This is a genomic window from Kitasatospora sp. NPDC052896 (assembly GCF_044547075.1).
GTDB lineage: Bacteria > Actinomycetota > Actinomycetes > Streptomycetales > Streptomycetaceae > Kitasatospora.
Window position 1 is genome coordinate 73751 of record NZ_JBITZU010000004.1, and the last position, 13401, is coordinate 87151.

14 protein-coding genes are annotated in these 13401 nt (G+C 70.6%); 6 read left to right on the plus strand and 8 right to left on the minus strand.

The window, feature by feature from the left end:
* Positions 1-27: 27 nt before the first annotated feature.
* Positions 28-1068 (minus strand): Scr1 family TA system antitoxin-like transcriptional regulator, encoded by a 1041-nt coding sequence (locus tag ACIGXM_RS11175; RefSeq protein WP_396559308.1) that lies wholly within the window; start codon positions 1066-1068, stop codon positions 28-30.
* Positions 1069-1170: 102 nt separating this feature from the next.
* Here ACIGXM_RS11175 and ACIGXM_RS11180 point away from each other — a divergent pair, with 102 nt between their 5' ends.
* Both ACIGXM_RS11180 and ACIGXM_RS11185 read left to right on the plus strand, forming a co-directional pair.
* Entirely contained in the window at positions 1171-1497 is a 327-nt protein-coding gene (locus tag ACIGXM_RS11180) for a hypothetical protein (protein WP_396559310.1), read from the plus strand.
* A complete protein-coding gene (locus tag ACIGXM_RS11185; protein ID WP_396559312.1) occupies positions 1494-1775 on the plus strand; it encodes a hypothetical protein in 282 nt (93 codons plus the stop codon). Before ACIGXM_RS11180 ends, ACIGXM_RS11185 begins: the two co-directional genes overlap by 4 nt.
* 120 nt (positions 1776-1895) lie before the next feature.
* Here the strand turns inward: ACIGXM_RS11185 and ACIGXM_RS11190 are convergent, their stop codons facing one another.
* The 3 genes from ACIGXM_RS11190 to ACIGXM_RS11200 form a co-directional block, all read right to left on the minus strand.
* Positions 1896-2288, minus strand: a complete 393-nt coding sequence (locus ACIGXM_RS11190; RefSeq protein WP_396559314.1) for a hypothetical protein — start codon at positions 2286-2288, stop codon at positions 1896-1898.
* A gap of 138 nt (positions 2289-2426) precedes the next feature.
* Positions 2427-3032 carry a DJ-1/PfpI family protein gene (locus tag ACIGXM_RS11195; RefSeq protein ID WP_396559316.1) on the minus strand — a complete coding sequence of 202 codons (606 nt, stop codon included), beginning with the start codon at positions 3030-3032 and terminating at the stop codon, positions 2427-2429.
* Positions 3029-4000, minus strand: a complete 972-nt coding sequence (locus tag ACIGXM_RS11200) for a GlxA family transcriptional regulator (protein WP_396559318.1) — start codon at positions 3998-4000, stop codon at positions 3029-3031. Before ACIGXM_RS11200 ends, ACIGXM_RS11195 begins: the two co-directional genes overlap by 4 nt.
* Before the next feature lie 660 nt (positions 4001-4660).
* Between ACIGXM_RS11200 and ACIGXM_RS11205 the strand changes: the two genes are divergently transcribed.
* The 3 genes from ACIGXM_RS11205 to ACIGXM_RS11215 all read left to right on the plus strand — a co-directional run bounded on the left by ACIGXM_RS11205 (position 4661) and on the right by ACIGXM_RS11215 (position 7356).
* The gene (locus tag ACIGXM_RS11205; protein ID WP_396559320.1) at positions 4661-6367 is read left to right on the plus strand and encodes a sodium:solute symporter family protein; all 1707 of its coding nucleotides are present in this window, start codon (positions 4661-4663) and stop codon (positions 6365-6367) included.
* A gap of 12 nt (positions 6368-6379) precedes the next feature.
* Positions 6380-6643 (plus strand): hypothetical protein, encoded by a 264-nt coding sequence (locus ACIGXM_RS11210; protein WP_396559322.1) that lies wholly within the window; start codon positions 6380-6382, stop codon positions 6641-6643.
* A 332-nt stretch (positions 6644-6975) separates the two neighbouring features.
* A complete protein-coding gene (locus tag ACIGXM_RS11215; protein WP_396559323.1) occupies positions 6976-7356 on the plus strand; it encodes a VOC family protein in 381 nt (126 codons plus the stop codon).
* Between the two features lie 274 nt (positions 7357-7630).
* On the opposite strand, the gene ACIGXM_RS11220 is transcribed toward ACIGXM_RS11215, so the two are convergent.
* The 4 genes from ACIGXM_RS11220 to ACIGXM_RS11235 form a co-directional block, all read right to left on the minus strand.
* Positions 7631-8248 carry a DUF1707 domain-containing protein gene (locus ACIGXM_RS11220; RefSeq protein ID WP_396559325.1) on the minus strand — a complete coding sequence of 206 codons (618 nt, stop codon included), beginning with the start codon at positions 8246-8248 and terminating at the stop codon, positions 7631-7633.
* Between the two features lie 10 nt (positions 8249-8258).
* Positions 8259-8822, minus strand: coding sequence for a hypothetical protein (locus ACIGXM_RS11225; protein WP_396559327.1), 564 nt, complete (start codon positions 8820-8822; stop codon positions 8259-8261).
* A 377-nt stretch (positions 8823-9199) separates the two neighbouring features.
* Positions 9200-10474, minus strand: a complete 1275-nt coding sequence (locus ACIGXM_RS11230; RefSeq protein WP_396559329.1) for a glycosyltransferase — start codon at positions 10472-10474, stop codon at positions 9200-9202.
* A gap of 6 nt (positions 10475-10480) precedes the next feature.
* Positions 10481-11113, minus strand: coding sequence for a tetratricopeptide repeat protein (locus ACIGXM_RS11235; protein WP_396559331.1), 633 nt, complete (start codon positions 11111-11113; stop codon positions 10481-10483).
* Between the two features lie 457 nt (positions 11114-11570).
* Between ACIGXM_RS11235 and ACIGXM_RS11240 the strand changes: the two genes are divergently transcribed.
* Positions 11571-13256 carry a hypothetical protein gene (locus ACIGXM_RS11240; protein WP_396559333.1) on the plus strand — a complete coding sequence of 562 codons (1686 nt, stop codon included), beginning with the start codon at positions 11571-11573 and terminating at the stop codon, positions 13254-13256.
* Positions 13257-13401 lie beyond the last annotated feature (145 nt).

The window sequence follows — 13401 nt, forward strand, 5'->3', positions numbered from 1 at the left end:
GCACCGAGGCTGGGTGGGCGGGAGGGATCAGGCCGTACCGAAGCGACCGGCCTTGACCCCGGCGACGAACGCGGAGAAGGAGGCAGCGGGGAACACGAGGGCGGGTCCCTCCGGGTCCTTGGAGTCACGAACCGGCATGACGTCCGCGTAACCGCGCGCGACCTCGATGCACTGGCCGCCACCCCCGTCGCTGTAGGAGGACTTGAGCCACGATGCGCTGGGGAGATCGACAGGGGCCATGTTCAGTAGTTCCTTCCACGTCGCACGAATCAGTGCCATGGAGTCAGCCTGTGACAGCGCGTCAACCCGGAGGAGATCGTAGTCCCTTGACCAAGCGGCAAGGGTTGCCCCCTCACGTTCCAGGAGACCGCGGTCCATCGTTTCCGTGTAGCCCAGTTTGCCTTCCGGCAGTGTCATGAGCGTCACGGCCTTGGTGAACGGCACCCGCTCGCCCAGCGCGAACGGCGCGACCTGAAGGACGAAGTTCGGCCGCCGGTAGAAGCGTTCGAGATCCCGCAGTTGCCTGGCCAGAATGATCGGGCCGCCAACCATACGACGCAGACAGCTCTCGTCAAGGATCACGTGAACGCGCGGCGCGGGGCTGCGGTCCAGCAGTTGCTGCCGAGCCAGCCGGACACGCAGACGCTCCGCAGCCTGCTGCGGAGTGATGTGTCCTCGCCGGACGACTGACTCGAAGAGCGCTGACGCGTACTCCTCGGTCTGCAGCAGACCTGGGAGCACGCCGACCTCGAACATCCTGATCTCCTCGGCGAGCGCCTCGTGGCTCGCGAACTCCGGAAAACCGTCGATCAGCGCGGTGTGCTTGAGGTTCCACCACATCAGTTCGAGCGTGCCACCGGTCACCAGAGCTTCGTCGGCACGCGTCGCGAGTCTCCGGGGCGGGGTGCGCTCGGCGCGCTCGACGTGGGAGATGAGGGAAGCGCTGTACCTGATCAGCTTCCCGAGTTCCACCTGCGTCAGTCTCCTTGCTTCCCGGGACCGGCGAAGCTGCACGCCGAACGCCGCGAGCGGTGATGACGTGGGGTCAATGTTCCGCAGATTAACCATGGTTCACCAGCTACACAGATCGACTGTCCAGTTGAAGTTGTTCCGATCGTAGCCCCGAGCGTCAACACTTGGTAGTGAGACGACTACAGAGAGGAGTGTCTGGTGAGCCCTGGACACCTTGTCCCGGACGACGCCGAGCATCGGCAGGCCCTGGACCATCGCACAGAGGCCGAAGCGGCAGCGGCCGCCTTCGAGCACGCCCAGCAACTGGCCCTCCTGCCACCCCTGGTGGGACTGGAGCTGCGCCGGATCACCAGCACCCGCGAGGGCGCCCACATCGAGATCGGCGGGTGCAGCGCCAGAACCCTCCGCGCCTACGCCGAGCACATCGAAGCCCACGCGCACTGCGCCGGCCACATCATCCAGGGCGAGGTCGTGCCCCCTCGGGAGGCCGAACCCCCCGTCGCGCGGGCGGAGTTGACCAAGTGAGCGACGTACCGGCGAAGGTCCCCAGCACGGGGACGTTCGTGGTCGACATGAAGACCCGCCGCACGATGATCGTCATGGACTTCCGCGACGGGAAGCTCTACATCCGTCCACCCGCCGGCGGCATCGAGTGGCAGCGCGGGCCCGACGAGGTGCGCCCGGCGGACCGATCGGAGGTGCTGCGGGCCCGCGTGGCGCGCATCAACGCCGCCGACAGAGCGACCGTGCACGGTCCGGCCACCGGGCCGAAGCACGACCCGGGCCGCGCACGCCCCGAGTGAGGCTCGCGCCCCCCAGCCCGTTGCACCGGCCGCACGGGCGGTGCAACGGGCGAGCTGGCACACACGGTCGGCGGAGCCCCGCGGGCCGGGCCCGGCCGCCCGTGCGAGCGGTGGCCGCCGTCATCGGACCCGCCGCCGGATCACGGTGAGCAGCCACAACCCGGTGGCCACGTTCAGCACGCCGAGCGAAACCCAGGCCAACGCGGTGTGCGGGCCGAGCCGCCCGTGGGGATGGGCGACCGCCCGGACCACCAGCACCACGGTGGCCACCTTCGCCACGGCGGCGAGCACGGTCAGGATCAGCGGCCCGCGCCGGGGCGCCGTCGCCCCCGCCGCGACGGCGAGCAGCCAGGCGCAGGCGAGGGCGACGAGCCAGCCGGCGGGCAGCGGGCGCAGGGAAGTGACGAAGACGCCGATGCTGGCGACGAAGGCCAGCACGGAGGGCAGGCGCCGCGCGGCGGGCACCGAGGGGAGGATCCGGACTCTCGGACCGGAGTCTGCGGGTGCGGTCATATCCTGAGAGTAGTCAGTAGATAACTCTCGGCAGCGGTTTCAGTGCGGTCCGGTGCGCCCCGGGCGTGGGGCACACCGCCGACGGAACGCCGATCGGGGCGACGTCGCCTCCCGTGCCGGGCGCCCGCCCGGGTCGGGTTAACCGGCGACCGGCTCGTCGGCGAGGTAGGGCGGGGCGGGCTCGTACTGGATGTACCGCCGGACGGCGCGGGCGTGGTCACGGCCGTGCAGGCGGCCGACGAGCCACAGGGCCATGTCGATTCCGGCCGAGACGCCCTGACTGGTGACCAGGTTCCCGTCGACGACGTAGCGGGCGTCGCGGACCACGGTGACGTCACCCCGGGCCTCCAGGGTGCCCTCGAACAGGTGGTGGGTCGCCACCCTGCGACCACGGGCCGGGCCCGCCTCGTGCAGCAGCAGGGCGCCGGTGCACACGCTGGTGGTCCAGACGGCGCCGGCGGCGGTCTCGCGGATCCAGTCGATGAGCGCGGGGTTGGACACCTCGCGGCGGGACCCGTTGCCGCCCGGGACCAGCAGGACGTCCAGCGGAGGGTGGTCGTCCAGGGTGTGGTCCGGCAGGACCCGCATGCCCTTGTTGCAGCGGACGGCGTCGGGGCGTTCGGCGATGAGCAGCACGGTGTCGGCGTGGTCGCGCAGCATCGAGGAGGCGGTGAACACCTCCCACGGCCCGGTGAAGTCCAGTTCCTCTGCTCCGTCAAAGATCAGTAGACCGTAAGTGGTCACAGGTACTCCCTGGTGGATCGGAATCGGTCGCGGTAGTCGGACGGTGCGACACCCAGTCGCCGGTGGAAGGCGCGGCGCAGCGTCTCCGCGGTGCCGAAGCCGTACCGATGCGCGATGGTCTCGACGGGATGGTCGCCCTCGGCGAGTGCCCGCTTGGCGGCCTCGAGGCGGACGCCCTCGACGTACGCCGCGGGCGGGACGCCGAGCTCGGCCGTGAACCTGCGCTGGAGATGGCGGGGGCTCAGCCCGGCGTACCCGGCGAGGTCGGTGATGCCGTGCCGGGCACCGGGATCGGTGTGGATCGCCGCCACCACGGCACGGATGGGGTCGGTGGTCGGCTGCGTGGACCACAACGGCACGCTGAACTGCGACTGGCTGCCGGGGCGGCGCAGAAACAGCACCATCTCCTGCGCGATGGCGTGGGCGACGGTCCGGCCCAGGTCGTCCTCGACCAGGGCGAGTGCCAGGTCCATCCCCGCCGTCACCCCGGCCGACGTCCACACCCGCCCGTCCCTGAGGAAGATCGGATCGCAGTCGACGACCAGTTCGGGGTGCTCCCGCATGAGCTGCTGCTCGCGCGCCCAGTGGGTGGTCACCCTGCGTCCGCGGAGCAGTCCGGCGGCGGCCAGCAGGAACACCCCGCTGCAGACCGAGGTGACGCGCCGGGCGGTGGCTCCGGCGGCGGCGATCCAGTCCGTCAGCGCCGGATCGTGCCGGACTCGGTCGACTCCGCCGCCGCCGGCCACCACCACCGTGTCGATCCCGGTGGGGTCGAGATCGGCCACGCCGTGGGGAGCGTGCACCGAGAGGCCGCTGCCGGAGCGCACCAGGCCCGGCTGCGGTGCCACGATCTGGCAGGTGTACCCGCCGGTGAGCCGGTGGGCGTGCTGGAAGACCTCGTACGGACCGGAGAGGTCGAGGGGCTGGAAACCCTCGAAGATCACGAAGACGATGCGGCGCTGCTCCACCCCTCCACCGTGCGGTCCGGTGCCGGATGGCGTCAACGACAGACACCCCACGCTTCGCGCCATCGAAAGGTGCGAGCCGGTGGGTGGCGTCCGCCGGCTCCCCGAGCGCGGCCAGATCAGCCGCGTCGCGCCGCACGAAGACGAAGCGCCCGCCGAGCCCGAGGACCGCGTCGTCCGCGATCGAGGCCAGCAGCTGCGGGGAGTCGGTCAGCGCCTGCCGCCGACGAGGTCGAGCACGGCGTCCACGCCACCCAGTGCGTGTGCACGCACACGCTCGATCAAGCCCTCCTCGTACCCGACGGGCGCGGCGAAGTACTCGGCGAAGGCGCCGCGAAAATCTCGATGGCTGAGGTCCCCGAGCAACGCGAACGACCGCGACCTGAATAATTGAGAGCGCCAAGCATCTGGGACGACATCGGCCGTTCGGCGGCGCGGCCGCTCCCGCCACTCCCCCGGCCGGGTGAGCAAGGGCCGCGCGAGCGGCTGGGCGCCGGCGGCGGCGTGCGAGCATCCCCTGTGCCGGAAGGCCCCCGCGCCCCGGTCTCCCCGGGCGGGGCGCGGGCATGCCGGCACGCGGGCCGCCCCTTTGACGGCCGGCCCAGGCCGCGCCGACGCGGCCACCACGGCGAGCGCGCCCGGGCGCGGCGGGAGGGAACCCAGGTGCAGTTGAGTGCCGCCGCCGACCTGCGGCTGAACGCCCAGCCCATCGACTACGCCCTGCTGGCCGTCTACTTCGTGATGGTCCTGGGCATCGGCACCCTCGCCCGCCGCTCGGTCTCCTCCAGCCTCGACTTCTTCCTGTCGGGACGGTCACTGCCGGCCTGGGTGACGGGACTGGCGTTCATCTCCGCGAACCTGGGTGCCGTCGAGATCTTCGGAATGACCGCCAACGGCGCCGAGTTCGGCATCCCCACCGTGCACTACTACTGGATCGGCGCGATCCCGGCCATGGTCTTCCTCGGGCTGGTGATGATGCCGTTCTACTACGGCTCGAAGGTGCGCAGCGTGCCGGAGTTCCTGCTGCGCCGGTTCGGGCCGTTCGCGCACCTGGTGAACGGGCTGAGCTTCGCGCTCGCGCAGGTGCTGATCGCCGGGGTGAACCTGTACGCGCTGGCGACCGTGGTGAACCTGCTGCTCGGCTGGCCGCTGTGGGTCTCGATCGTGGTGGCCGCGCTGATCGTGCTCGCCTACACCGCACTCGGCGGCCTGCTGGCGGCCGTGTACAACGAGGTGATGCAGTTCTTCGTGATCGTGGCGATGCTGGTGCCGATCACCGTGGTGGGCCTGCACAAGGCCGGCGGCTGGGCCGGGTTGACCCGGTCGATCGAGGCGACGGGCGCGGGGGCGGGCGCGCAGCTGCAGGCGTGGCCGGGCGGCAACCTGACCGGGATCACGAACGCGACACTGTCGGTGTTGGGAATCGTGTTCGGGCTGGGCTTCGTGCTCTCCTTCGGGTACTGGACGACCAACTTCGCCGAGGTGCAACGGGCGCTGGCGGCACGCGACATGTCGGCGGCCCGGCGCACTCCGCTGATCGGCGCCTACCCGAAGGCGCTGATCGCGCTGGTGATCGTGATCCCGGGGATGCTGGCGGCGGTCCTCTCACCGTCGCTGGCTGCGTACAAGGCCAGCGGCGGCACGCTGGCGAACGGGGTGACGTACAACAACGCGATCGAGCTGCTGATCGGGCAGTTACTGCCCAGCGGGATGCTGGGCGTGGCGATCACCGGGCTGCTGGCCGCATTCATGGCGGGGATGGCGGCCAACGTCTCCTCCTTCAACACCGTGTTCACCTACGACCTCTGGCAGACCTACGTGGTACGCGACCGGGAGGACGCCTACTACCTGCGGGTGGGACGGGTGGTGACGGTGCTGGGGTGTGCGGTGGCGATCGGAACGGCGTTCATCGCCAGCGGCTACGACAACATCATGGACTACCTGCAGACGCTGTTCTCCTTCTTCAACGCACCGCTGTTCGCGACCTTCCTGCTGGGCATGTTCTGGAAGCGGATGACACCGGCGGCCGGCGGGGTGGGGCTGATCACGGGGACGGCGGCGGCGTTCACCGTGGACCAGCTGAGCCGGCACCACGTGCTGCGCCTGTCGGGGCAGGGGCCCAGCTTCGTCGCGGCGAGCGCGGCGTTCGTCTGCGACATCGCCGTCAGCGTCGCACTCTCGCTGGTCACCAGGCCTCGGGTGGAGAGTGAACTGGTCGGCCTGGTCTGGTCCTTGACCCCGCAGGCGACGCGCGACGGAACCGCGGTGGGTGCTGTCGGGATCGGCGAGGGCGGCTGGTACCGGCGCCCGGGCGTGCTGGCGGTGGGGGCGCTGGCACTGGCATGCGTCCTCAACGTCCTCTTCTGGTAAGGAGGTTCACCGATGACCGCATCCGACACCCGGTCGCCACGCCGCACCGCGGGACTGTTCGACCTGCGCTGGATCCTGGCCCTGCTGTTCGCCCTCTACGGCACCGTCCTGACCGTCCTGGGCGCCGCCTTCACCTCCCCCGCCGAACTGGCCAGGGCCGACGGCGGCAACATCAACCTGTGGGCCGGCATCGCGCAGCTCCTGGTCGCCGCCGCCTTCGCCGGCTGGGCCCTGCTGCGCCCGATCCGCCTGCCGGTCGACACCGACCCGAGCTGACGCCCCACCGGGACGGCCGCCGGGGCACCGTCCGTCGTGATGACCACTCACCGGCCCACCCTCACCCGGCTGGCCACCGCACCATCCACCTGCGCGACGGGGCGACGGCGCACCTGCGGCCGGCACCGATCCGACTGTGCCGGCCCAGGTCGTGTCCCGAGCTCGGCTTCCCCACCGCGCGGCCGACGGCCTTGCCCGGCTGTCCGGCCGGGGTCGACCCCGAAAACACCTCGCCCGTGCCCGCCTCGTCCGGTACGGTCGCAGGGTTGTCCTCACTGCCGGGAGCCCATGAGGCCTCCCCGCCAGTTCCCAGGCTGAGAGCGGGTTTCGTCATGGCATGTCGTATCAGTGAACTCGTGCTCGGTTGCCGCGACGCTGAGGTGCTGGCGCGGTTCTGGTGCGAGGTCCTGGACTTCGTCGTGCTCGATCGCCCGGGCGACGGCTCGGTGGAGATCGGGTCGCGCGAAGGTTTCGGTGGTCCGCAACCGACGATCATCCTCAGTCCCAGGGACGAACCGGAGCGGGGGAAGTCCCGGCTGCACATCGACGTCAACGCCACCGACCGCGATCAGGACGCCGAGCTCGAACGCCTTCTGCGGCTCGGTGCGCGCCCGGCCGACATCGGCCAGACAGGGCAGGAGCAGTGGCACGTCCTGGTCGACCCCGAGGGCAATGAGTTCTGCCTGCTCAAGGCCCGCCTCAACCCGCTCTGACGCTCGTCGGTCACGCCTCGGCAGCAGGCACCCGGGGTCCACCTCGCGGTCCGGTGTCACGCGCGTGTCGTGATCGTGAAGCAAGCGAGGTCTCCGGTGGAGGGCTCGTCCACCAGGAAGAACCTGAACACCGGAGACCTGAAGTGGCCGCCCCAACCGTGACGGGACGGCTCGACCTGACGGCCGGAACCGCTGTTGCCCGTGCCCGCGCCGCCGGTTCGGCCGTCGGCGTGAACGAGACGGCGGGTGCGGGACCTCGCTTCGGGACAGGCCCCTAGCGGCCGAACAGCCGGGCCCAGAAACCGCGACGCGGACCGCGCACGATCACGTTGCCGCCGGTGACCTCACCCGAGAGGGTCACCAGCAGCCGGATCGGCACCGGCGCGGCCTGCGGATCGCGACGGACCAGCTGGCGGACGTTGCCGCCGCGCGTCGAGACGCTGTCCACGTCCACCGCCACCTCCGGCGGCACGACCAGATGCAGATTGCCACCCCGCAGCGCGATGGCCAGGTCCAACGTCGAGCCGGCGAACTGGGCCTGGGTGAAGTCCAGTCGGGCGTTGCCGCCGCGCACCTCCAGTTCGATGCGACGCGGCACCACCCACGGCCCGACCCGGTTGATGTTGCCGCCCCGTGCCTGCAGGCGCACCAGTTCCTTGGCCGGAGCCACCGGCAGCTGGCCCGGGGCGACCTGCTCGGCGGGCAGGTCGGTGAGCAGCACCTCCAACTCGCCGTACGTGCGCGCGTTCAGCGCCACGTCGAGGCGCTCCTCCAGCTCCTCGGCGGTCAGCCGGCCATCGCCCGCCGCGACCCGCAAACGCTCCACAACGCGATCACGATCCTCGTGCGAGGCCCGCAGACCGCCATCCCCCGGTACCAGATCCCCAGACATACCCCGCACTCTACTGGCGGTCCTGGTCAGGGCCAACCTGGTCGGAAAGGTGTTGAGCGGATCCCTGCCGCCCGCCCCGCCCGAGCAGGTCGTAGAGGTCGGCCGGGGTGACGTAGCCGGGCCAGCGGCCGTCACCGAAAAGGATCACTCCGGCCTCCCGGTAGGCCGCGTCCGCGAGCTGGGAGCAGATCATGTGGCCGGTGGCGGCCACGTAGCGACGCAGCCCGGGAACGGGCAGCCGGAAACGGTGCGCGGCCAGTGCCGCGTAGTCGAGGAAGCTGTACGGCACGCCGACCATCCGGCGAGCCCGCCGGACTATCCGGTCCCGCTGCTCCGGAGTCAACTCTGGTGACGCATAGAGCACATGACGGTCCTGGTACTCGGTCAGCGGGCGGATCACGGCGCCGCCGGGCTCGGCCTCGATCAGGGTCTCGTCGTCGAGTACGACGAACGCGTGCTCGTAGTTGGCGAAGCCGTCGCGGTTGAGCCACTGGCCGACGCGTATCGCCCGGCCGACGGCGCCGGTGATGGTGGTGAGTCCGATGTCCCCGGGTTGGGGTTGGTGGTCGATCATGCTGCGGGCTCCCGGTGCTGACAGACGGTGGACGGAGACGACCCACACCGGCTCCGGGGGCGGCGTGGGCAGGGGCTGTCGACGGGGCATCAGAAGACCCGGCGCCGAGGACGGCCAGGGGACGCGCTGGGAGGCGGCCGGTGACAGCGCCGGCGTGGGGTCCGACGCATCGGCCGCCTCCAGCTTCAAGGTGCCCGTTTACCGGGCAGCGCAAGCCTCCCGCGCACGGCGGGTCAGAAAATCCGCCGGACCGGCGACCGGTGGCTCCGCGGAACGGTCGACCGGCACGGCGCCCTCGGCACGGCGCGGGGACCGGGTGCGTGCACCGGCCGCCCCACGGGTCCCCGCCGCCTCGGAACGTCGCCCCGCTCAGGGGATCACACCAACAGGAGCCCGCCGCACCGCTCGGCGCCGTTCTTCATCGCGATCAGATTGGCCAGTACGTAGGAGATGTTGTTCCTGGAGTGCCACTCCGTCGGGTAGTAGGTGACCAACCGTGAATTCTGGAACCGGGCCTGGATCTCCGGCACGAAGACCCGGTACTGGTCATCGGTGTAGTACCAGAAGGAGTTCTCGTTGTAGAACGCGACATGCGTCGGATCCTGGTACGCCCCACGCCCGTCGGCGCTCGGCGTCAGCGTGAGCAGCATGCCACCCGGTGCCAGCAGGCGGTACAACTCGTTGATCAACGGAATCTTCGCCGGCACGTGCTCCAGGAAGTCCACCGCGCGGACCAGACCGACCGAGTCGTCCGGCAGGTCCAGCCGGTCCGGCAGCTTCGCGACGATGTCGACACCGTCCCCCGGGTACTGGTCCACCCCCAGATAGCCGGCCGGCTTGCGGTGCGCCGCGCCCAGGTCCAGCGCGAGCAGTCCGCGCCGCTTCGTCCAGGCGAGCGCGTTGGCCTCCACGTACTTGTCGTACAGCGCGACGGTCTCCCGCTGGATGTGCGCGTTGACCTCCTCGTCGCGCTGGGTGTTGGCGGCGTGCATCCGCTGCAGGTACAGACAGCGCGGGATGTGGTGGAAGTCGCCCGCCTGGAAGAGACGGCACATCAGGTCCTGGTCGTCCAGCACCGTACGGGTCGCGTCGTACCCGCCGACCTGCTGGTACACGTCCCTGCGGAACGCCCGTACGTGGTTGGGGGCGTACCAGATGTACGACACGTTGTGCGGCGTGGGCGCCATGGAGATCGCCTGCAGGAACCGGCGACCGTCGACGTCCACCTCCTCGTACTGCCAGCCGTGCTCCGCGTTGAAACGCGTGTCGTCCCGGCCGCCGTCCTCGGTGATCTGGGCGGTGTTGCTGTAGACGAGGACGGCCTCGGGGTTCGCGTCGAAGGCTCTCGCCAGCTCCGCCAGGCAGTCCCTGGCCAGGAGATCGTCATGGTCGAGCTCGACCAGGATCTCGCCGCGCGCGAGTTCGCAGGCTCGGCGCTTGGCCGCTCCGACGCCCCTGAGATCGTCCGAGACTTCCACCCGGACCCGGTCGTCGGGGTGTTCCGGGCGCCACCGCGCACCGTTGTTGAGCAGCACCACCCACTCCCAGTCCGGGCAGGTCTGCGCCTGCAGACTCGCGAGGCAGTCGTCCAGGAAGCGCGGTCGGTGGGTGGGGGTGAAGACGGAGAACTTCGGTGTCGCTGACGACGTCATCTGTTGCTACCTGCCTGAGTGGCTCTCTGTTGTCGGTGACGGTGCTGCACTCGTGGCGTTCCGGAACTTGTCCGGCACGAGCTGTTGGAGCGACGAATCGACTTCGACGGCATGGCCGAAGGCGCCCTGGGCCTCGTCGTCCCGGCCCTGCTTCGCCAGGGCCTGTCCCAGGTTCAGGTAGGCGGTGGCGGCCTTCGGGTCCGCCGCCACGATCCGCCGGAAGATCGCGACAGCCTGATCGGTGTCGCTCGGCTCGATCAGGATCGCCTTGTTGTAGAGGGCCGGTTCGTAGTTCGGGTCGGACTTCAGGGCACTGTCGTAGGCCGCCCGGGCGTCGGCCGTGCGGTTGTCGCGCTGGGCGATGACGCCGAGGTTGTACCAGGCCCGCTTGTTGCCGGCGTCCAGCTCCAGCACGCGTTTGAGGGTCCGTGCCGCGCCGGCGAGATCATGGATCTGCCCCTGCTGGACGGCTGCTTGGAGCAAGGCGTCCGCCTGCGCCCGGTCGGCGGAGGTCGGGGGACGGGACGACACCACCTTCCTGGTGGAGGGGTCCGCCTTGGACAGTTGCACCCAGCCGATCACCGAACTGGCGGCGACGGCTGCCGCGGCGAGTCCTGTCCACAGTCGAGTTCGCTTCACGGTTCACCTCGTTCGTCGGATGTCGGATGTCGGATGTCGGATAGGACGACTCGGCCCGCCAGGAGAGCGGCGGTCATGGCGGTGGTGCCCCGGAGGAGAACCCGGGGCACCACCGCTCACTGCCGTCATGCTCACCACGGATGGCTGGCATGGCGTCACTACGTGCGACTGGCTACGGAGTACACACCGCGAACGCGGTGACGGGGGTGAGGACGGAGGTCACCTGCCAGCCGGTGGCCGGCGAACCGCCAACCGGACCGTTGGAGAGGATGGTGGCGCTGCCGGGGTTGGAGAAGCCACCACTGATGGCGAAGGTGCCGGCCGGACACGTGGCGATACTCGTGATGCCCTGAGGACCCGTGACGACCTGGCTCTGCGCCCCGGCGCTGGTGCCCTGCGGACCCTGGACGCCCGTATTGCCCTGGAAACCCTGCGGACCCTGGACGCCCGTGTCGCCTTGGAAACCCTGCGGACCGATGCCACCCTGCGCACCGGGGACGCCCTGGAAACCCTGCGGGCCGGCCGGGCCTGCTTCACCTGCCGGGCCTGCTTCACCTGCCGGCCCCGCGACACCTGCCGGACCAGCGGGACCGGAGAGGCCCTGCGGGCCTGCCGGGCCTGCTTCACCTGCCGGGCCTGCGTCACCTGCCGGCCCCGCGACACCTGCCGGACCAGCGGGACCCGAGAGACCCTGCGGGCCGGCCGGGCCCGCGACGCCGCCAACTCCGGTGTCGCCCTGGAAACCCTGCGGACCGATGCCGCCCTGCGCACCGGGGACGCCCTGGAAACCCTGCGGCCCGATGCCACCCTGAGGACCGGTGTCACCCGTGTCACCCTGAGCACCCTGCACACCGGGGCCACCCTGCACACCGGGGCCACCCTGGAAACCCTGGAAACCCTGCGGACCGGGGCCACCCTGCGCACCGGGGTCACCTTGGAAACCCTGCGGACCGATGCCGCCCTGAGGACCGGTGTCACCCGTGTCACCCTGAGCACCCTGCACACCGGGCCCACCCTGCACCCCGGGGCCACCCTGGAAACCCTGCGGACCGATGCCGCCCTGGGGACCGGTATCACCCGTGTCACCCTGAGCACCCTGCACACCGGGCCCACCCTGCACACCGGGACCACCCTGGAAGCCCTGGAAACCCTGCGGACCGGGGCCACCCTGCACACCGGGGTCACCCTGGAAACCCTGCGGACCGATGCCACCCTGAGGACCGGTATCACCCGTGTCACCCTGAGCACCCTGCACACCGGGCCCACCCTGCACCCCGGGACCACCCTGGAAACCCTGCGGACCGATGCCACCCTGCACACCGGGGACGCCCTGGAAACCCTGCGGACCGATGCCACCCTGAGGACCGGTGTCACCCGTGTCACCCTGAGCACCCTGCACACCGGGCCCACCCTGCACCCCGGGGCCACCCTGGAAACCCTGCGGACCGGGGCCGCCCTGCGCACCGGTGTCACCCGTGTCACCCTGAGCACCCTGCACACCGGGCCCACCCTGGAAACCCTGCGGACCGGTGTCACCCGTGTCACCCTGAGCACCCTGCACACCGGGCCCACCCTGCACACCGGGGCCACCCTGGAAACCTTGGAAACCCTGCGGACCGATGCCACCCTGAGGACCCGGGCCACCCGTGTTGCCCTGAGCACCCTGCGGCCCGGGGCCGCCCTGGAAGCCCTGCGACCCTTGGGACCCCTGCGGGCCCGGCCCACCACCGACGCTCGTGACTCCCTGCGGGCCCTGCGGGCCCGCGATCCCCGCAACCCCCTGCGGGCCGCTGTTGCCCTGGGGGCCCTGCGCACCGGGGACGCCCTGGGGACCCTGCGGCCCCGGACGCTCATGGTGATCACGCCCTGGCGGGTCGTCCTGCCTGAGCAGCTGCGCCGCGCGGTGGGCGATGTCGGCGCTCAGGGCGCCGTTCGGGCCCGGCACCACGTGAGTGTGGTGGACACCGGGCTTCTCGATCGCCTCGGCCACCGCGATCGTCGTCGAGGCCAGGTTGACCACCATGGCCAGCGCACTCGCCGCCGATACCATGGTGGCGGCCCTGATATGAGATCTGCGGAGCGAATTCTTCTTCATTCCGTGCCTTCCTGCAGAACTGAGAGTGAACACGCAGGCCACGCATAAAAGTTCACGACCGCGCACGGGCACTGCAGTGCTTGCCGAGCAAGGAAATTATGTGTGCGCACCACCGGCCTGCGGTGGCACCGGAGCTCCGCCTTCAGTAGATCACCCGGTCAGCCCCGACGAAATTCTCCGACGTGCGCCGGGC

Bases quoted from the DNA above. Each gene is read 5' to 3' on its own strand.
- ACIGXM_RS11175 (WP_396559308.1), bottom strand. From the start codon at position 1,068: ATGGTTAATCTGCGGAACATTGACCCCACGTCATCACCGCTCGCGGCG.
- ACIGXM_RS11190 (WP_396559314.1), bottom strand. From the start codon at position 2,288: ATGACCGCACCCGCAGACTCCGGTCCGAGAGTCCGGATCCTCCCCTCG.
- ACIGXM_RS11210 (WP_396559322.1), top strand. From the start codon at position 6,380: ATGACCGCATCCGACACCCGGTCGCCACGCCGCACCGCGGGACTGTTC.
- ACIGXM_RS11215 (WP_396559323.1), top strand. From the start codon at position 6,976: ATGGCATGTCGTATCAGTGAACTCGTGCTCGGTTGCCGCGACGCTGAG.
- ACIGXM_RS11220 (WP_396559325.1), bottom strand. From the start codon at position 8,248: ATGTCTGGGGATCTGGTACCGGGGGATGGCGGTCTGCGGGCCTCGCAC.
- ACIGXM_RS11225 (WP_396559327.1), bottom strand. From the start codon at position 8,822: ATGATCGACCACCAACCCCAACCCGGGGACATCGGACTCACCACCATC.
- ACIGXM_RS11230 (WP_396559329.1), bottom strand. From the start codon at position 10,474: ATGACGTCGTCAGCGACACCGAAGTTCTCCGTCTTCACCCCCACCCAC.